Here is a 17,387-nt window from a genome sequence, read left to right on the forward strand (position 1 = left end):
AAGCGCGGCTTGCCTCCCTGCCTCGGCCGACATTTGCTCCGCCGTGCTCATGCTCAGTCGCCTCGTAAGCAGTTGGTCGTTTATCCTCACCGCCGCCGTCGCCGGAACGGGAGGCGCGTTCGCGCAGACGGCGGTCGCTCCGACCCCCAACATCACGGCCGAAGATTCCGTGCTGGATTTTGCGAACCGCACCGTCGTCTTCCGCGGCAATGCCCAGGTTTCGTTCGGAGACCTGAAACTGGCGGCCGATGAAATGGAGTGGCAGCGGGACTCGAACCTCGTGATCGCCCGCGGCCATGCCGTGGTGCAACGCGGCGATCTGCGGCTGCTCGCCGAGGAGTTGACCTACCACACCCTCGATCGGTCCTATACCGTGACCGACCTGCGTTTCGGCCGGGCTCCGCTGTATTTTTCCGGAGGCATGGTCGAAGGCACCGCCGAACAACTTATCTTCACCGATGCGGTGGTGAGTTTTGGCGAACCCCATCCGTGGTCGCCGACCTTGACGGCCAAAACGCTGACCTACTTCCCCGAACGCGAACGCATCGAGGCCTCCGGCGGGCGGTTGGGACTAGGGTTTTTCCAACCGATTCCCCTGCCCGCGACGCCGTTGCCCACTTCGATCCCGTTGGTCAACGACCTGACTTTTGATGGCGGCTACACCAGTCGATTGGGGGCCCATCTGCTGGTTGGAGCCCAGGTGCCGATCGCTGAAACGGTGCGCGTGGGTGCCGAGGCCGGGTTCTACACCAAACGCGGCGTGATGGTCGGTCCAACTCTCAGCTACGACTGGGGCACCGATGAAAACGCCCACGCGACGGGCCGGTTTTCCAGTGGCTACATCTACGACACCGGCCGTCGCCTCACCGATATTCGCGGGCAACCGATTTCGCCCAACCGGGGCATCGCCCAATGGGAGCATCGGCAACACATCGGTGAGCAGCTCACCCTGAACGCCGATCTGCACTACTGGAGCGATTCCGAAGTGTTGCGAGATTTCAAGGCGAGGGACTTTTTCCCCGTCCAAGTTCCCGACACGTATGTCGACCTCAGCCATGTCACCGCCAACACGGTGAGCGGACTCTTCCTGCGGGCCCAGCCCAACCCCTACCACCAGGTCCGCCAACGCCTGCCGGAACTCACCTTCGATCTGTTACCGACGCCATTCGGCGTTGCGGGTCTCGTGCACGAAGCCAGCGCCTCGGCCGCCGTATTGCGTGATGATCCCCCGGCCGGCGGCGGCGAATTGCGTTCCAATCGCGTCGATCTCTACTACGCGCTCACCCGCCCTTGGCAGCCCCAATCCTGGATGTCGGTCAACCCCGTCGCCGGCGTCCGCCTCACTCACTACGCCGACGCGGTCGGGGGACGCAGCGACTACACCCGCGCCCTCGGCGAACTTGGTGTCGATGCCGAGATGCGCGCCAGCGCGGTTTTTGACTACCAAAACGAGCGCTGGGGCATCGACGGACTGCGTCACCTCGTGACGCCGCGTCTTTCCTATCGCTACATTCCCGACGCCGACAAGGGCTCCGCTTACATCCCCGCCATCGATCGCCGCGTGTTCGCCACCTACCTCGAACCGCTCGCCCTCGGGGCGCGGCGCCAGATCGACGACCTCAGCCGCACGCACACCCTGCGGTTGGCTGTCGACCAACGCCTGCAAACCCGTGATCCGATCTACGGATCGCGCGATCTTGTCCGACTGAATGTGGCCATCGATTCGCGGTTCGATCGTGCCCCGGGAGAACGAACATTGTCCGCCCTGCACACCGAGTTGCGGCTGTCACCGGCGCCGTTTGTGGACCTGGAACTTTATCACCGGGTGACTCCCGGCGACTGGACGTCGCGCGAGTTGAACACCGCCATCACCCTGCGCAGTGCCGACCGCTGGCGATTGCAGTTCGGCAACCACTATCTGGCCGGCGACATCCAGGAGTTCATCGCGGGCTTTTCCTACCGGGTGAACGAAGTTTGGGAAGGTTACACCCGCGTGCACCTCGACTCGCGTCGCGATCGCTTTGTGGAACAGACCTACGGCGTGCGCCAGACGATCGCCAATCGCTGGATCGTCGGCTACGAACTGTCGTTCTTCGAGGGTCCCCGCCGCGAGAGTGACTTCGGTTTCAATCTCGTGCTGGACGCGATTCGGTTCTGACCCGTGAGCCGCGTCGACAATCAACGTCGCCTGTTTCTCGAACTCATCGAAGAACTGCGACCCTGGTGGCGCCGCGATCCGGGACTGCCCCAACGTCTCGCCGCCTGGTTGGCCCGCCATCGCGCAGGCAGTCGTGACCGCCGCTTGTATCGGGAACTTGCCTACACCGCGTGGCGCATCCTGCCGTGGGTTGAAGACGCCGCACCTGATCGGCTGGTCGGCCTGGTCGCACAACACGCCGAGCCATCCCGCGCCACAACCGATTTCATCGCGGCCTTTGGCCACCCGGAGTCCCCCGTCCCCGATACGTCCCTTTTCCCCGCCTGGCTGGACGAAGCCTGCCCGGGAATGCAGACGGCCGCGCAACGTCCGGCCATGCTGTCGCGGGCGCCGTTGTGGATTCGGTTGCAAACCTCAGACGCAACCGCGGTCGCCCAGGAATTTTCCTCGCGGGACATCACGTTCACTCCGTCCGACATCATCCCGGGAGCATGGCGCGTTGACGGTGAGGTGAACCTTGCGACCACCGCAGCCTACCGCGATGGTTTGATTGAAATTCAGGACATCGGCTCGCAAGCCCTGTTGCACAGCCTGCCGGCTCCGCTGGCCGGTCACTGGCTCGATGCCTGCGCCGGCGCAGGGGGCAAGACGCTCCAATTGGCGGGGATGCTCGGGACCGCGGGGAAAGTGACCGCCCACGACGTCCGGGGCGCCGCCTTGCAGGAACTCAGCCTGCGGGTCCGACGGGCCCGTCTTACCAACGTCTCCGTCGACGCGAACCCAACGGGGCGATTTGACGGCGTGCTCGTCGACGCCCCGTGCAGCGGCAGCGGCACGTGGCGTCGCTCCCCTCACCTCAAATGGACAACCACCCCGGAATCGATCCGCCGCGCCGTCGAAAAACAACTGTTCGTGCTCGACCGTTTTGCGCCGCTCGTGGCCGATCGCGGACTGCTCGTCTATGCGACCTGCTCCCTGTGCCGGGCGGAAAATGAAGACGTGATCGCATCGTTCCAACTTTCGCATCCGCACTTTTCGCCCGTGCCGCTTCGTCATCCGGCCACGGGGGAAGTGGTTCGCGACGGCCACCTTGCGCTGTTGCCCGCCGATCTCGATTCCGACGCCTATTTTGTCGCGGCATTCCGGCGCAGCTGAGCGATCAGCGATCCCGCCGCTGGTTTTTTGTTGCGACCCATCACCTTCCGCCAAGCCTGCCGCCAGCCGTGGTTCCCGACTCCGATTTACGCATCAAACTGCCCGTCTTTGAAGGGCCATTGGATCTGCTTCTCTTTCTCATCCGCAAGAACGAGCTGGATATCTACGACATCCCCATCGTTTCGGTCACCAAACAATACATCGAGGTGCTGCACTCGATGCGGGAACTCAACCTCGACGTGGCCGGGGATTTTTTCGTCATGGCCGCGACGTTGATGGAAATCAAAAGCCGGATGCTACTGCCCCGGGGAGAGGCCGCAATCGATACCGATGGCGACGACGACGGTGGCATCGACCCGCGCTGGGAACTGGTGCACCAGTTGCTGCAATACAAGAAATTCAAGGAAGCAGCGGTCGAACTCGATAAATTGGTCGAGTTTCAGCAGGGCCTGCTCGCCCGCCACGTATCCAAACTGGCCGTGCCGCAGCAGGAGCGCCCCCTGCAGCCCATCGATCGGGTCGATCTCTGGAATGCCTTCAACATGGTGCTGCGTCGGTTGTCCGAGAAACTCGTCATCGGCGAGATCAAGGACGAGCAGGTCACCGTCTCCGACCAGATGGAGTGGCTGCTCACCAAGATCCAGACCGAGAAATCGTTCGTGTTTTCCTCGCTGTTCACCGGACGGGTGACCGTGCGTCTGTTGGTGGCCACATTTCTGGCCGTGTTGGAGCTCACCCGGATGAACAAGCTGCGGGTGCGCCAAAACGAAGCGTTCACCGACATTTTATGTGAAGCACGGGAAGCGGAAATCCCCCTTGAATCCCCTTCTGAACCCGACACGGTAACCGCGTGAGTTCACCCTCCGATAACGCTCCCTCCTCCCGCAAACCCGGTCCCGCTGCCTTGATCGGAGTCGGCCTCGACAACGAGGACGGCCACAAACGTATCACCCGCGGAGAAAAATTCGCCCTGATCGGAGGTTCGCAGGAGACCCACGAGCGCATGACCGAAACCACGCTCAAGACGTTCGAGGAGCTCAAACGTCGCGACAAACAGTTGGAAAACGTGGACCGCCGGGAACTCGCCGAAATCATCGATAAATCCACCCCGCGTTGATCGATTCAGCCCGGATTCCTCGGCCCATGCCTCCGCTTCATACCACTTCTGCCGCGTCCGGATCTCGCTTCCAATCCCCGATGCCGGACCAGGAGGACCACTTCGGCCCCCGCTACGTGCCCGTCTGGCAACCCTGCCTCGCCACGCTCGCCGCAGTTGCGTCCGTGGGATTTGCGGTTCTCCTTTATTCGAAACTTTAATCCCTCGCCTTTATGTCCGCCAATATCGCCAACCTCGATTCCACCTCCTTTAAAACCACCGTTGCGAGCGACGCTCCCGTGCTCGTCGATTTCTGGGCCCCCTGGTGTGGCCCGTGCAAAGCGATCGCGCCGGTCCTGGAAGAGCTCGCCACCGAAATGGAAGGCAAGGTCTCCATCGCCAAGGTCAACGTGGATGACAATGATGCCATCTCCGCTGAGTTCAATGTGCGTGCCATCCCCACGCTCCTGCTCTTCAAGGGTGGTAAAGTCGTCGAGCAGATCGTCGGCATGACTTCCAAGGATGCCTTGATCGAAAAGATCAACGCCCACGTGTAAGTCGTTTCATCACGACGACCGTTTTCCGGAGGCGCGACGCGAGTCGCGCCTTTTTCGCGTCTAGAAAAGCAGGCCGACACTCACCAGCAGAGCCGATAGCGCCACATGACGGCCTGTCGCGCCCAACAACTGAATGAGTTCCGGCGCCCCTCGGGCGGAGCTCAAGCGCCGGCTTTGAACGACGCCTTGTAGCCCCGCAAAAGCCATCAAGGCGCCCGCCACCGGTGCGAACAGCACGCCCCGCCCCGCCAACAGCCCGATCGCTCCAATCATCACCAAGTGTCCGGCCATGAACTGGATTTGCGAAAAACCCTCCCCGAATCGAACCGCCAAGGTGCGCTTGCCCGCTTGGCGATCCGTGGCGATATCGCGGTAATTATTCACCACGAGAATGTTGGTCGCGAGCGCTCCGATCCCGGCTCCAAGAATCCAGGCTTCCGATGTGATGCGCTGCGCCTGCACAAAGTAGGTCGCGACCACCGCCACCAAACCAAAAAAAACGAAGACGAACACGTCGCCCCAACCGTGATAAGCCAGCGGATACGGTCCCCCGGTGTAGGCAATCCCACACAAGATCGAAACCACGCCCACCACGAGCAATGGCCAGCCTCCAAACGGCAGCAGCCCCAGTCCCACCACGAACGCCGTGGCAAACACCGCCATCATCGCGCGCTGCATCGTCGCCGGTGCGATCAGTCCGGCCGCCACTGCCCGGCGCGGCCCCACCCGTGCCGCCGTATCCGCTCCTTTGACGAAATCGTAGTAGTCGTTCGCGTAGTTGGTCCCGATTTGAATCAACAAGGCAAATGCGAGGCACAGCCCGGCCGCAGTCAGGTTCATCAGACCGTCATGACGGGCCAGCGCCGTCGCGAGCACTACGGGGGCGACCGCCGCCGGCAAGGTGCGGGGTCGGGCCGCCTCCCACCACAAGCTTATGCTCGCCCGCTCCCCCGTGCTCATCGCACCACGATTTTGGTGCGTTTGCGATACTGCGCCAAACGCCGCCGAAACAACACCGACACCAAGGGGGGGAATGCCGCCAGCGCCGCCATCACGATCGCCGGTTGCGTGCCTCGGCCCACCATGATCGACAGAATCACCACCCCACCGGCATACGCCGTGAGAAAAACACCCGGATTGGGCAGGATGATGTTGATCGCCCAGATCGCGGCAAACGCGATCAAACCGGCTTTGATCCCGATGACCGGCAGCGCCAAACCACAAATATAGAATACAGGGGGAAACAAGGTCAGCCGTTCTTCGACTCGAATCATCTGAATCGCCACGCCGGCGAGCAGGATCACGGCCTGCGTCATCATGACCACCTGTTCGATGTGCACCCCCGGCACGTTGATCCACATTTGAATCAACGTGGGCAGCGTGTAATACACCGCCGTGCCTCCCGAAAGCGCCCGGCCGAAATCAAGCCAGTTGCGCCGCCGGGAAAACTCTTCGCCGGCCCACAGGCTGTGGTCATCCGGCATGCGATCACGGTTGGGACCACCGGAGGCTTTTTTCTTTTTGGTCCGCGTCGCCTCCGGCTTACCGAGCCTCAGCCAACTCCGTGGCGTCCACAATAATACCAGACCAAGGAAAAGAAATATAACGTCACGAATCACAGGCGGAAAATGCTCATACGAAGTGGCTGAATCGATTGTGTCAAAGACTCATACCCATTCCTCATCGCTCCAATTCTCGCTGTAATTGGGCGATGCGCTGATCCACCACCTCGACCATCGCCCGTGGATCGTCGTTCGGCAATCGCGCTCGCATTTGCCGCAACCACGACAGCGCCTCCGCCGGTCGCCCCGCCCGCACCAACAGCTCTCCCCGCAGCCGCCCCACAAAATACGGCGCATCCTCACACGCGTCTGCTCGCTCCAACGCCACCAGCGCTCCCGCCACATCCGCCGTCATGCGCAACCGCAACACCGCGAGCTCGATATCAATCGCGGAGCGGTGGCCGTGAGCGGGACGTGCTCGTTCCAGGAACGCCTCCGCTTCACGCAGTTGTTCAATGGCCACCCGCCCGACGTCCTCCCCCGCTGCGATCCGCCACGACATGGCATCAAAGGCCAGCATCCTCGCCCCATTGAGCCAGAAAGTGAGCGGCCGAGGGTCGATTTCCCCGACCCACCACAGCCTGCGCCGCATCGCCGCCAAATCATGGCGGGCCCAATCCCCGTAAACTCGCACCCACTGCAGATCGGCCACCAAGCCGCGAAAGCCGCCCAACACCGCCAGCGAAACGCCCGTGGGGAACGCCTCGGCATCCAACTCCAGCGAGTTCCCGGACACCACCCGGGCCGCCGGTCCGCGGTAAAGCTGACCCGTCAGGTGGGTTTCGAGTATGCTCAGCCCCAGCAGGATCGCCAATGCGCTCCCTCCCCACCAGAACGTGCGCGACCTAGAATTCACGACGTTTAAGGGACCATGTCGCCATGCCCCACAATACCACCACGAAGCCTCCCGCATAAGCGACGATCCCGACCCATCTACTCCCGTTGAGCCCGCCCGACTCATGCCAGCTGGCGAGATCGAACAATCTCATTTGCGGCACTAATCGCACGATCCACCCCGAGACGCCCCCATCGTCATGCATCAAAAAACGCAATTGCCCCAGTCCCACCACCAAGCAGGCCGCCATCACCACAAAAACCAGTGAACGACCATAGGTGGCAAACCACCCCGCCACGCCGATCACCACGGCTTGTTTGAGCACCAGCAACGTGGCGGCCGCCGTCAGGTCCGCGATCGGCACAGCCAGTCCGTGCAACTGCAACGTTCCCGCCAGCCATAATGTCGACAGGATCACATACGCCGTCACCCAACCGAGGACACCCAACGCCTGGCCCGCGAGCCAGGTCGCCGGTGACAGCGGTCGGGCCAATGCGACAGCAGCCGTGCCTTGTTCAAATGCTCGGAGCAGCACTTGGGCGGTCGCCACGATGGCGAACGAAGCGGCCACCAGACCTTGCACCCCCCATCCAAAATCGAGCAGGAAACGACCTTGTTCTGTGCCGAAGTTGAACTCCCGCCACCATCCCCCGCCTCCGACAGCGAAGATCGCCACGATCCCCACGGCCAGGGTTGCGCGGTGGCGGCGAAGTTCGCCGAAGGTATCGCCCGCGATCAAAACCACCGCCCGGAAGTCGCGAATAATGCGGTTCATGATCCGCCACCTCCTTCCGCCGCCGCCGCCACCCGTTCGATGAATACATCTTCGAAACCGCGAGATATCGACGGCGCGGGGCCCAAAACCTCCGCCACCGTGCCTTCGGCGATGACTTTGCCTCGATGCAACATTGCCACCGCATCACAGCCGCGGCCCACGCCATCAAGCAGATGAGACGACAACACGATGGTTTTGCCCTCGGCCCGCAGCGCTTCCAGTAGCGCGAGCAAACGGCGGGTCGCGAGGGGATCGACGCCAGAGAACGGCTCATCCAAAATCAACACCGCCGGATCCGGCACCAAGGCTTGCGCAAAAGCCAACCGCTGCCGCATCCCTCGCGAATAACTCTCCACGCGCCGCTCCGCTGCTCCGGTCAAGTCCACCCACTGCAGCAACGCGGCGGCCCGATCGGCCGCTCCCCGCCGATTCCACCCTTGCAACCGCGCATGACTCATCAGCGCTTCCCATCCGGATAGATGCAAATGCACCCCGCCTTGTTCGGGTAGGTAACCCATCATCGCGCGGGCCTCGGCGCTGCCCGCGGACGCTCCCGCGACCTGGCAGCTTCCGGCGTCGCCTCGCACCAAGCCCAGCGCCACCTTCAACGCCGTGCTTTTGCCCGATCCGTTGGGTCCCAATAGCCCGAAGATTCCCCCCGTTGGAATCGACAACGACAAGGCGTCGAGTGCCCGCACCCGCGGCCCTCCCCCGCTCAACCGATAATCCTTGGTCACCTGCGAGAACACCAAGGCGGGCGCACTCATCCCTCAACGAATCTGAAACCCTTTAAAAATCGCCGCCCGCCGCATCGCCCGTCGTTCCACCTGCCGCACGAAACCATGCATGCGTGATTCAATCGCCGTCACAAATTCGCCGATTTCCGCCGCCAGCCCCTCCACTTCGACCAACACCCTGCCGTCCGGAATATTTTGCACAAAACCGCAAACCTCATACTCCTTGGCGACTTGCAACACGTTGTAGCGAAAGCCCACCCCTTGGACTCGGCCGGAAAAATAGACGGTTTCGTGATCAACTTCGGCCATGGATGTGTCCGCAAATTAGGTCGGCAAAGGGCCGCGCATCAATTCACAAAATCGCCGACCACCACCTCATCCCGGTTTTGGGTTGCATTTTAAGTCGACCGTTTCACGGTGAATTTCAGGTCCCGGACCAACCATTACGAATGAGTAATTTTGATTCTGACAGTCCCTCTGAAAACGAATGGGATGATCGTGGCGAGCTAGCGTGGAACGAGTTCGATTGGGAACAATATCTACGCGAGCAAGATGAGATGATTCATCGCTACATTGGCTTCTATGAACAACTTGAGGGTCGCGCTGATCGACTGGATCAGGTTGCGCACCGCATGGGTTGGGACGAAGACAGCTGGAGCACCGACAACGATTACGAGCCGCCGACCATGGGTCTGGCCGATCTGACCGGTGAAACCTCGGGAAACCCCAGCGAAGGCGAAGCCGAACCTTACACGCTGCACAAAAATCCGGTCTTCATCGCGACCAAGGGAATTTTTTTAACGCTGATTCGCGCCTGGGAACGCACCGCCGATCGTCAGGACAAAGTCGACCAACCGTTGGCGCTCGCGCTGCACTCCGTCATGCACCGCGCCGAACAACAAGCGATGTTCGCGATATCCGCCCTCGATTTCGGCGACTACGCCATGGCGATCAGCCTCCTCAAACGCGCCATGCGCGAATTGAACGCCTGTTTCTCCCTGCTCAACCGCACCGAAGCCCCCAGCCGGGCGCTGGCGGACTACAACCAATTTGCCACCTCGCGCCTCTTCGACCTCCGGGAAATCTGGCTGCGCATCATGAACGAATGTCGCGAGGAACTCGAACGTCCCACCGACGAGGACGACGACTAGATTAATCTCCAGTCCAGCTTATAGCGAACCCGGTGATCACCTCGCCGGGTTTTCTATTTTAGCGATCGCACCATCGCCTTAAACGCCCCGTTTTGCCGGAGGAGAAATTGTCCGGATCTTTGCCGGGGGAAGCTGGCGGAGAGAGGGGGATTCGAACCCCCGGTAGGCTTTTACACCTACAACGCTTTAGCAAAGCGCCGCTTTCGTCCACTCAGCCATCTCTCCGGAGCAGTTGGCGAAGGCAAATACCAGCCTCACAAAGTGCAAGGCGATTTCTCCCAAAAATGCTAATCCGTCCTCGGTTCCACTGCCGAAACCGGCGCGGAATTGGCGTTCCCATCCGTGGATTCAGAAACACTGGCTCCCTCTGAAGCCTCATCGGGCGAGCCTACCAGCACCGAGAGTTGCTCCTGCACGGCGATGAAGAAAGCCGGATTCAACTCCCCCACCGGCACTTCACAGCGGGTCTTGGAACCGCGATGTTCGTAAATATCCTTCGCACCATCTGCGGTGCGCCCCCGGGGTTTGATCATGCGTTTACGCTCCAACATCAGGGCGAGAAACTGCACCAAACGACTGTCGTCCGGAGACAGTTCGGCATTCGGATCGGCCAACGTGAGAAACAGTGTCTCAGCCGTGAGCTTCAGATCCCGTTCCGGGTTTTCCTGCAAGAGCTTCGGTTTGAAGGGATGCGTCCACCGACAGACGACCCGGCCGGGGGTCTCAAATTCAGGCTCGGACTCCTCTTTCACATCGAGTCGCACAATTTCGCCATCACTGGCTTGGCGCACCAGATGGCTGACCACACGCTCGTCCTCGACGAATTCATTTCCCGTCACAAAACACGTCGTCGCCATCGCGGGCAGATTCATATCCATGGAACCCTTGTCTACGCCGCCACATTCATGAAGCTAGCAAATTCCCGTTCCAGACCCACCGACCTGCATGAATAGACGCATCATCACCATTGGCGACATCCACGGTTGCCACGAGGAATTCGCCGCGATGCTTCATCGGCTCCAACCCTCCTCGGACGACCAGATCATCCTGCTTGGCGATATGGTGAATCGCGGTCCGGACTCTGCTCGTGTGCTCGACATGGCGCGGGAAATCAAAGCCACCGCCCTCTTGGGCAATCACGAGCTGCGCCTGCTCGAATACCGCCGTTCAGGTAATAACACCCGGCTCAAAGAGACCGACGCCGCGACCCTTGCCTCCCTCCGCCCCGAGCACTGGGACTACCTCGAGTCCCTGCCGGTTACCCACCATTTACCCGAGATCAACACGGTTTGCGTGCACGGTGGATTCCTGCCGGGAATTCCCTGGCAAAAGCAATCGCCCGATATCGTGACCCGCATCCAGGTGGTCGATCGCGAGGGTCAGCCCGGCAAACGCACCGAGTGCCCCCATGGCGTGCTCTGGGCCGATTTGTGGAGCGGTCCGCCCTTTGTCATCTACGGGCACATTCCCCGACCCGACATCTATAAACTCAAGTGGTCCGTCGGCATCGACACCGCCTGCGTCATGGGCGGGCACCTGACCGCCTACGTGCTGCCCGACCGTCGCTTCGTTCAGGTCCAGGCCAAACAGACCTATTTTGGCCGCGGTCCTCGCCCCGCCACGACATAGAACCTTTCGCATTTCCGCCAATTTCATCAGCCTGCCCTATGCCCGATTCCGAAGCGCCCGGCGCTCTCCTGCTTTGCCTCGATATGCAGGCACCGTTCATCGATGCCGTTGTTGACGGCGCCAAACTCACCCAACGTTGCGCACTCGCGCTCCAGGCCGCGCGAGGTCTGGGCATCGACGTGGCCCTGACCGAACAGGTGCCGGCCAAACTCGGGCCCACTCTGCCCGAGATTAAAGCTGCCGCCGGTGACGCTCCGATCCTCGGCAAAACCACATTCTCCGCCCTCGCGGAACCCGCCGTCGCGGGCCTGATCGCCGAACGCGAGGTCGCCCATCTCATTCTTTGCGGATTGGAAACCCCGATCTGCGTCTACCAAACCGCGCTGGATGCACTGAATCAGGATCTTGTCGTGACCGTGCTCAGCGACGCCGTGGGAGCCCGCCGCCTCGACGACGCCACCCGCGTCATCGAGGCGCTCTCTCGCCACGGCGCCCATGTGCTGCCGCTTGAATCCGTGTTCTATGCGTTGCTGCACGACGCCTCCCACCCCTACTTCCGCACCTTCACCCAATTGGTTAAATCTCATGGCTGAAACTCCCCGCCCTTCCGTCGCCGATCTCAAGGCCCTCGACAGCGGCAAACCGTTTTCCACGGTCCTATTGCTGCGCAAGGTCACCAACAAGACCGCCTCCAACGGCAACCCCTTCCTTTCGCTCGAATTTGGCGACCGCACCGGTAGTTTCAGCGCCACGCTGTTCAACGACCACGCCCAATACGCCGACCTCGCGAGCATCGCCGAAGGCGCGGCGCTCGCCGTCGAGGGCCGCACCGATGCGTTTCAGGGTCGATTCTCTCCGCGTTTGGGCAAAGTCGATATTCTCGATGAAGCCGCGCTGGAGGCCTCGGGCGCGCTGACCGATCTGGTCGAAGTCCCGCCTGAAGACCCGCACGAGATGTGGACCGAGTTCGAGTCCTTCATCGACGCGATCAAGCACGATGAACTGCGCATGACTGTTCGGGCGGTTTTTGAGGAAATCGGTCCGCAATTTCGCAACGCTCCCGCCGCCACCGCCATGCACCACGCCTATCGCCACGGCTTGCTCGAACACACCCTGCACATGGCGCGAGCCTGCCAGGCTCTGCTGCCGCTCTACCGCGAGGTCGACCCCGACCTCGCGATGGCGGGCATCCTCGTGCACGACACCGGCAAGGTCACCGAATACGAAGGCGCGCTCGGGGCCCGTCGTTCGCGCAAAGGCATTCTGCAAGGTCACGTCGTGCTCGGCTACGCCATCGTGCGCAAAGCCGGGCTGCGGGCCAAACTCGATGCCGACCGACTGGAGCGCCTCGAACACATCGTGCTCAGTCACCAGGGCGAGCCCGCGTGGGGCGCCGCCGCCTGGGCCGCCACCCCCGAAGCCGTCTTCGTCTCCATGATCGACAACCTCGATGCTCGCATGGGCATGGTGCAACGTGCGCTCCGCACCACCGCGCCGACCGAGCAGTTCAGCGAGCGCCTCATGGGCCTGCAAACTGCGTTGCTCACTGAACCCTTGCCCGCTGACGAGGCCAAGTTGCTGTAGCCGGACAAGAGAAAAATTCCGTCCGCCTGCTCAGCTGAGCGTCTGCACGATCCGCACGAGCGGCAGGAACAGCGCGATCACCACGGTGCCCACCATCAGCGCCATGATCACGATCATGATCGGTTCGAGAATCGACGTGAGCGCCGCCACCGCATTGTCGACCTCCTCGTCGTAAGTATCGGCGATGCGTTCGAGCATGTCGGGCAGTTTACCGGTCTCCTCACCGACCTCGACCATGCTCGCCACCATCGCGGGAAACACCGCGGATTCTTCCAACGGCCGCGCCACACTCTCGCCCGACTTAACGCGAGCGTGAATGCGATCCACTGCCTCGGCGACATGCACGTTGCCGGCGGTATCCCGCGTGATCTGCAACGCTTGGAGGATCTGCACGCCCGAGGCGAGCAACGTGCCCAAGGTGCGGGTAAACCGGGCCACCGCCCCCTTAAGCACTAAATCCCCCAGCACCGGAAGTATCAACTGCGCCCGATCCCACCACCGCGATCCGAGCGACGTGCGCAGCGCGAAACGCAGCCCGATCACGATCGCAAAACCGATCGCCACCGTTGCCCCGATGTTGCCCTGCACGAACCGACTCACGCTCAACACACTCTGCGTCAGCGGCGGCAACGGTTGCCCTTTCAACATGGTGGCAAAAATGCTCTCAAACTTCGGCACCACGAACACGACGAGTGCGCCCACCACGCTGACCGCCACGGTCATGATGATGAGCGGGTAAGTCATCGCTGACTTCACCTTGCCGCGAATCTTGTGCGCTTTTTCCAGAAACTCTGCCAACCGCTGCAAAACCACATCGAGCGCGCCACTCGCCTCCCCTGCCTTGACCATGTTCAGGTAAAGCCGATCAAACATCCGAGGATGCTGCGCGAGCCCGTCGGACAAGCTTCCCCCCGATCGAATCGTTTCCGCGATCGACGTGATCGTCGTCTTGAACTCACCCGGCTTTTGCTGGCGGGACAAAACTTCCAGACCGCGCAAAATCGGCATCCCCGCTTTGACCAAGGTCGCGAGTTGGCGAGTAAACAACATGCGAGTCTTGGCCATATTGGGACCAAAACCGGGTAAACTGATCTGGCGGCGATCCGCTTTGGGCATGTATTTCGCTTTTGGCTGGGCCGTTTTTTTGACGGTGGATTCGTCGGTCCCGGCGGTCGATTTCAGACTGGTGGGATAAAGTCCGAGCGCCTTCAAGTCGGTCGTGACCTGCGCCTCACTGGGACCGTCGGCCGCACCTTTTTTCTCCCGGCCGGAATTCACGTCGATGGCGGTATAGGCAAAAGTAGGCATGATCGAATCAGGTGTATTGCAGCACTTCTTCGGCCGATGTGACGCCGTCCAGGATGGCCGCGATTCCCGCTTGGCGCAGCGGCACCATGCCGTCGGCGATGGCTCGATCCCGGAGATCAAAACTCGCGACGCCTCGGGCGACTTGCTCTCGCAAGGGTTCATTTACCGGCAACCACTCGAACAACCCATGACGTCCCCGATAACCCGTGCCATGGCAGCGCGAACATCCTCGGCCGCGAAAAAACGAACGCTTCGCCAACTCAGCCCGCGTCAGTCCGAGTTCTTCGAGCAATGCGTCGTCCGGGGGGTAGCTTTCCCGGCAGTCCGCACAAACACAGCGCACAAGCCGCTGGGCCAATACCGCTTCCAGCGAAGCACTGATCAGGTAGGGTTCGACGCCCATGTCGATCAACCTCGTGATGGCTCCGGGAGCATCGTTGGTATGCAGTGTTGCCAGCACCAGATGGCCGGTGAGCGATGCCTGGATCGCAATTTGAGCGGTCTCCAAATCTCGAATTTCACCGATCATGATGACGTCGGGGTCCTGCCGCAAAAACGTGCGCAGGGCGCGGGCGAAACTCAGCCCGATGCCGGGATTGATCGGCACCTGCATCACGCCCTCAATCTCATATTCGACCGGGTCTTCCGCCGTGAGGAGCTTGCGTTCGGTGTCATTGAGCTCCTTCAGCGCACTGTAGAGTGTGGTCGTTTTGCCGGACCCCGTGGGACCCGTGACAATGAAAATACCGTTCGGACGCCGCAGGGTGTCACGAATGCCGCGCTCGATCGTGGCCGGGAGTCGCAGCTGCTCCAAGTCCAGTCGCACCGCGCTTTGGTCGAGCACTCGCAATACGACCGATTCACCGAATTGAGTCGGCAACGTCGACACCCGTAAATCCACCGGACGCCCTCCCAGCGTGATCTTGATGCGGCCGTCCTGTGGCACGCGGCGTTCCGCGATGTTGAGATTGGCGAGCACCTTGATGCGCGAGGCAATAGGCAGGGCCAGATGCCTGGGCGGCGGGGCCATTTCATACAGTGCCCCGTCGACACGATAACGAATCTTGTAGTCACTCTCGAACGGCTCGAAATGCACATCGGAAGCGTTGTCCTTGATCGCTTGCGCGAGCACCAGGTTCACGAAACGCACGATTGGCGCCTGCCCGGCGATCGCTTCCAATTCGTGGGTCGAGAGAGCGGCATCCTCCCCTTCGGTTTCGATCTCGTCGATGTCGGCAATGAGCTCCTCCAACGTCGCATCGTCCTCTCCGTAGTGCTGCTTGATCAGCGCCTCGATTCGCTCCGGGGCCGCCACCACCATTCGCACATCGCGACCGAGGGCAAAGGTGAGATCTTCGACAACGCGGGCGTTGAACGGATCGACCGCCAACACATCGATGCCTGCCGCATCATACCGGAGCGGTGCGACGCCATACATGCGCGCCAGGTTTCCCGGCAGCAGTGCGACGGCGTCACCCGGCAAATTACTCGGCAAATCCGCCGCAAGTTCGCAGCCCAGATGCCTCGCCAATGCGGCCAGCATGGCGGCCGGTTCAATCCACCCGTGATCGAGCGCCACCTCCGCGGCCGTTCGACCGGTCGCGGCGTGCTCCTCCTCGGTCGCGGCCAATTGCTCCGGGTCGAGCAGCTCCCGCTCCCGGAGAAAATCGAGCACCGCGTGATGTTGAGCCTCGAACATGGCGGCAGGCAGTGCGGGGCGATTTCAATCGGCCGGGGTTGCGGTGATCAGACCGCCGTAAGTTGGGCGCCCATATCGGTCAGCTTCTTGCGCATTTCCTCCGGGTCCTGCGCCTTCTCCACCGCCGTGTCCGGCGTGATCAATTCGCGGTTCACCAGGCTCATCAGATGCGTATCCATCGTGATCATACCAAGGGCAGCGCCGGTTTGAATATCGGACGGGATGCGGAAGGTCTTGTTGTCGCGAATGAGCGAGGAGATGGAGGTCGTCGTGACCATGATCTCGTAACCCGCGATGCGACCGCCGCCGACTTTCTTGCAGAGCACCTGGGAAATGACCGCCACGATGGAGGAGCCAAGCTGAGTCCGGATCATGTCCTTCATGTTCGCCGGAAACGCGTCGACGATGCGGTCAATGGTCTTGGCGGCACTGTTGGTGTGCAGGGTGCCAAACACCAGGTGACCGGTTTCGGCCGCACTGATCGCCGCTTCGATCGTTTCCAGATCGCGCATTTCACCCACGAGAATCACATCCGGATCCTGCCGCAGCGCCCGCCTAATGGCCTCGGCAAATGACGGCACGTCCTGACCAATCTCGCGCTGGGTGACGATACAGCGTTTGTGGTCGTGGTAATACTCGATGGGATCCTCGATCGTGATGATGTGCCCTTCGCGGTTCTCGTTGATGTAATTGATCATCGAGGCGAGCGTGGTCGACTTGCCCGATCCGGTGGGGCCAGTCACCAAAAACAGTCCGCGCGGACGGTAGAGCAACTCGCGGATTTTGTCCGGCAGACCGATGTCGCGCAGACCAAACATGGCATTGGGGATCTGGCGCAGCACCAAGCCGTAGTTGCCTTTGGCCTTGAGCACGGAGACGCGGAAACGAGCCTTGTCGAGATAGGCGAAACCGAAGTCCGCCCCGCCCTCAAGCTTGGCGGTCTGCTGATGCGCGTCCGGTGTTATCGACAACATCAGTTGCTCGGTGTCCGCGGGGGTAAGATTGGGTCCCTCGATCGGCACCATGCTGCCACTCATGCGCAACGTCGGCGGTTGGCCCACTTGGCAGTGAAGATCGGAGGCGTTTTGCTCGACCACTAATTCGAGCAGATCATTCATTTCATAACTCATGAGCAGGCGGA

20 protein-coding genes and 1 tRNA gene are annotated in these 17,387 nt (G+C 61.4%); 10 read left to right on the plus strand and 11 right to left on the minus strand.

Going from position 1 to position 17,387, the window contains the following annotated elements; all coding sequences use genetic code 11:
* Window positions 1-49: 49 nt before the first annotated feature.
* From PXH66_RS09985 to trxA, 6 genes are all read left to right on the plus strand, one after another.
* Window positions 50-2,158 (plus strand): LPS-assembly protein LptD, encoded by a 2,109-nt coding sequence (locus PXH66_RS09985; RefSeq protein WP_330931445.1) that lies wholly within the window; start codon window positions 50-52, stop codon window positions 2,156-2,158.
* A gap of 3 nt (window positions 2,159-2,161) precedes the next feature.
* Window positions 2,162-3,313: an RsmB/NOP family class I SAM-dependent RNA methyltransferase gene (locus PXH66_RS09990; RefSeq protein ID WP_330931446.1), complete on the plus strand. Its 1,152-nt coding sequence runs from the start codon at window positions 2,162-2,164 to the stop codon at window positions 3,311-3,313.
* Window positions 3,314-3,381: 68 nt separating this feature from the next.
* Window positions 3,382-4,167 carry a segregation and condensation protein A gene (locus PXH66_RS09995; protein WP_330931447.1) on the plus strand — a complete coding sequence of 262 codons (786 nt, stop codon included), beginning with the start codon at window positions 3,382-3,384 and terminating at the stop codon, window positions 4,165-4,167.
* Window positions 4,164-4,430 carry a hypothetical protein gene (locus PXH66_RS10000; RefSeq protein ID WP_330931448.1) on the plus strand — a complete coding sequence of 89 codons (267 nt, stop codon included), beginning with the start codon at window positions 4,164-4,166 and terminating at the stop codon, window positions 4,428-4,430. The genes PXH66_RS09995 and PXH66_RS10000 overlap by 4 nt, the downstream gene beginning before the upstream one ends.
* A gap of 26 nt (window positions 4,431-4,456) precedes the next feature.
* Window positions 4,457-4,630, plus strand: a complete 174-nt coding sequence (locus PXH66_RS10005; RefSeq protein ID WP_330932345.1) for a hypothetical protein — start codon at window positions 4,457-4,459, stop codon at window positions 4,628-4,630.
* 12 nt (window positions 4,631-4,642) lie between these two features.
* A complete protein-coding gene (trxA, locus tag PXH66_RS10010; RefSeq protein WP_330931449.1) occupies window positions 4,643-4,966 on the plus strand; it encodes a thioredoxin in 324 nt (107 codons plus the stop codon).
* 60 nt (window positions 4,967-5,026) lie between these two features.
* Here trxA and PXH66_RS10015 read toward each other — a convergent pair whose 3' ends face one another.
* From PXH66_RS10015 to PXH66_RS10040, 6 genes are all read right to left on the minus strand, one after another.
* On the minus strand, window positions 5,027-5,926 hold the full coding sequence (locus tag PXH66_RS10015) for a 1,4-dihydroxy-2-naphthoate polyprenyltransferase (RefSeq protein WP_330931450.1): 900 nt from the start codon (window positions 5,924-5,926) through the stop codon (window positions 5,027-5,029).
* Window positions 5,923-6,585 carry a hypothetical protein gene (locus PXH66_RS10020; RefSeq protein ID WP_330932346.1) on the minus strand — a complete coding sequence of 221 codons (663 nt, stop codon included), beginning with the start codon at window positions 6,583-6,585 and terminating at the stop codon, window positions 5,923-5,925. Before PXH66_RS10020 ends, PXH66_RS10015 begins: the two co-directional genes overlap by 4 nt.
* Before the next feature lie 61 nt (window positions 6,586-6,646).
* Window positions 6,647-7,384, minus strand: coding sequence for a tetratricopeptide repeat protein (locus PXH66_RS10025; RefSeq protein ID WP_330931452.1), 738 nt, complete (start codon window positions 7,382-7,384; stop codon window positions 6,647-6,649).
* Window positions 7,374-8,138 (minus strand): hypothetical protein, encoded by a 765-nt coding sequence (locus PXH66_RS10030; protein ID WP_330931453.1) that lies wholly within the window; start codon window positions 8,136-8,138, stop codon window positions 7,374-7,376. The genes PXH66_RS10025 and PXH66_RS10030 overlap by 11 nt, the downstream gene beginning before the upstream one ends.
* Window positions 8,135-8,905, minus strand: coding sequence for an ABC transporter ATP-binding protein (locus tag PXH66_RS10035; protein WP_330931454.1), 771 nt, complete (start codon window positions 8,903-8,905; stop codon window positions 8,135-8,137). Before PXH66_RS10035 ends, PXH66_RS10030 begins: the two co-directional genes overlap by 4 nt.
* A 3-nt stretch (window positions 8,906-8,908) precedes the next feature.
* Window positions 8,909-9,184, minus strand: coding sequence for an acylphosphatase (locus PXH66_RS10040; RefSeq protein WP_330931455.1), 276 nt, complete (start codon window positions 9,182-9,184; stop codon window positions 8,909-8,911).
* 140 nt (window positions 9,185-9,324) lie between these two features.
* On the opposite strand from PXH66_RS10040, the gene PXH66_RS10045 reads away from it, so the two are divergent.
* Window positions 9,325-10,026, plus strand: coding sequence for a hypothetical protein (locus tag PXH66_RS10045; protein ID WP_330931456.1), 702 nt, complete (start codon window positions 9,325-9,327; stop codon window positions 10,024-10,026).
* Between the two features lie 133 nt (window positions 10,027-10,159).
* On the opposite strand, the gene PXH66_RS10050 is transcribed toward PXH66_RS10045, so the two are convergent.
* Window positions 10,160-10,251 (minus strand) — tRNA-Ser (locus PXH66_RS10050).
* 62 nt (window positions 10,252-10,313) lie between these two features.
* On the minus strand, window positions 10,314-10,898 hold the full coding sequence (locus PXH66_RS10055) for a hypothetical protein (protein WP_330931457.1): 585 nt from the start codon (window positions 10,896-10,898) through the stop codon (window positions 10,314-10,316).
* A 73-nt stretch (window positions 10,899-10,971) separates the two neighbouring features.
* On the opposite strand from PXH66_RS10055, the gene PXH66_RS10060 reads away from it, so the two are divergent.
* Genes PXH66_RS10060 through PXH66_RS10070 form a run of 3 tightly spaced genes read left to right on the plus strand, consistent with a single transcriptional unit; the run spans window position 10,972 to window position 13,239 of the window.
* Window positions 10,972-11,655, plus strand: coding sequence for a metallophosphoesterase (locus PXH66_RS10060; protein WP_330931458.1), 684 nt, complete (start codon window positions 10,972-10,974; stop codon window positions 11,653-11,655).
* Window positions 11,656-11,693: 38 nt separating this feature from the next.
* Window positions 11,694-12,248, plus strand: a complete 555-nt coding sequence (locus PXH66_RS10065) for an isochorismatase family protein (protein WP_330931459.1) — start codon at window positions 11,694-11,696, stop codon at window positions 12,246-12,248.
* Window positions 12,241-13,239, plus strand: a complete 999-nt coding sequence (locus PXH66_RS10070) for a 3'-5' exoribonuclease YhaM family protein (RefSeq protein WP_330931460.1) — start codon at window positions 12,241-12,243, stop codon at window positions 13,237-13,239. Before PXH66_RS10065 ends, PXH66_RS10070 begins: the two co-directional genes overlap by 8 nt.
* 30 nt (window positions 13,240-13,269) lie before the next feature.
* Here PXH66_RS10070 and PXH66_RS10075 read toward each other — a convergent pair whose 3' ends face one another.
* The 3 genes from PXH66_RS10075 to PXH66_RS10085 are packed head-to-tail and all read right to left on the minus strand — an operon-like array spanning window position 13,270 to window position 17,376.
* Window positions 13,270-14,547, minus strand: coding sequence for a type II secretion system F family protein (locus PXH66_RS10075; protein WP_330931461.1), 1,278 nt, complete (start codon window positions 14,545-14,547; stop codon window positions 13,270-13,272).
* A gap of 7 nt (window positions 14,548-14,554) precedes the next feature.
* Complete coding sequence (locus PXH66_RS10080) at window positions 14,555-16,246, minus strand: GspE/PulE family protein (RefSeq protein WP_330931462.1); 1,692 nt, start codon at window positions 16,244-16,246, stop codon at window positions 14,555-14,557.
* 47 nt (window positions 16,247-16,293) lie between these two features.
* Complete coding sequence (locus tag PXH66_RS10085; RefSeq protein ID WP_330931463.1) at window positions 16,294-17,376, minus strand: type IV pilus twitching motility protein PilT; 1,083 nt, start codon at window positions 17,374-17,376, stop codon at window positions 16,294-16,296.
* Between the last annotated feature and the right edge of the window lie 11 nt (window positions 17,377-17,387).

Origin of the sequence: Synoicihabitans lomoniglobus, from assembly GCF_029023725.1 — a bacterium.
In the GTDB taxonomy this organism is placed as follows: domain Bacteria; phylum Verrucomicrobiota; class Verrucomicrobiia; order Opitutales; family Opitutaceae; genus Actomonas; species Actomonas lomonigloba.

Bases quoted from the DNA above. Each gene is read 5' to 3' on its own strand.
- PXH66_RS10035 (WP_330931454.1), bottom strand. From the start codon at position 8,905: ATGAGTGCGCCCGCCTTGGTGTTCTCGCAGGTGACCAAGGATTATCGG.
- PXH66_RS10085 (WP_330931463.1), bottom strand. From the start codon at position 17,376: ATGAGTTATGAAATGAATGATCTGCTCGAATTAGTGGTCGAGCAAAAC.
- trxA (WP_330931449.1), top strand. From the start codon at position 4,643: ATGTCCGCCAATATCGCCAACCTCGATTCCACCTCCTTTAAAACCACC.
- PXH66_RS10055 (WP_330931457.1), bottom strand. From the start codon at position 10,898: ATGAATCTGCCCGCGATGGCGACGACGTGTTTTGTGACGGGAAATGAA.
- PXH66_RS09985 (WP_330931445.1), top strand. From the start codon at position 50: ATGCTCAGTCGCCTCGTAAGCAGTTGGTCGTTTATCCTCACCGCCGCC.
- PXH66_RS10030 (WP_330931453.1), bottom strand. From the start codon at position 8,138: ATGAACCGCATTATTCGCGACTTCCGGGCGGTGGTTTTGATCGCGGGC.
- PXH66_RS10065 (WP_330931459.1), top strand. From the start codon at position 11,694: ATGCCCGATTCCGAAGCGCCCGGCGCTCTCCTGCTTTGCCTCGATATG.
- PXH66_RS10080 (WP_330931462.1), bottom strand. From the start codon at position 16,246: ATGTTCGAGGCTCAACATCACGCGGTGCTCGATTTTCTCCGGGAGCGG.
- PXH66_RS10015 (WP_330931450.1), bottom strand. From the start codon at position 5,926: ATGAGCACGGGGGAGCGGGCGAGCATAAGCTTGTGGTGGGAGGCGGCC.
- PXH66_RS10040 (WP_330931455.1), bottom strand. From the start codon at position 9,184: ATGGCCGAAGTTGATCACGAAACCGTCTATTTTTCCGGCCGAGTCCAA.
- PXH66_RS10060 (WP_330931458.1), top strand. From the start codon at position 10,972: ATGAATAGACGCATCATCACCATTGGCGACATCCACGGTTGCCACGAG.
- PXH66_RS10045 (WP_330931456.1), top strand. From the start codon at position 9,325: ATGAGTAATTTTGATTCTGACAGTCCCTCTGAAAACGAATGGGATGAT.
- PXH66_RS10005 (WP_330932345.1), top strand. From the start codon at position 4,457: ATGCCTCCGCTTCATACCACTTCTGCCGCGTCCGGATCTCGCTTCCAA.
- PXH66_RS10075 (WP_330931461.1), bottom strand. From the start codon at position 14,547: ATGCCTACTTTTGCCTATACCGCCATCGACGTGAATTCCGGCCGGGAG.
- PXH66_RS10070 (WP_330931460.1), top strand. From the start codon at position 12,241: ATGGCTGAAACTCCCCGCCCTTCCGTCGCCGATCTCAAGGCCCTCGAC.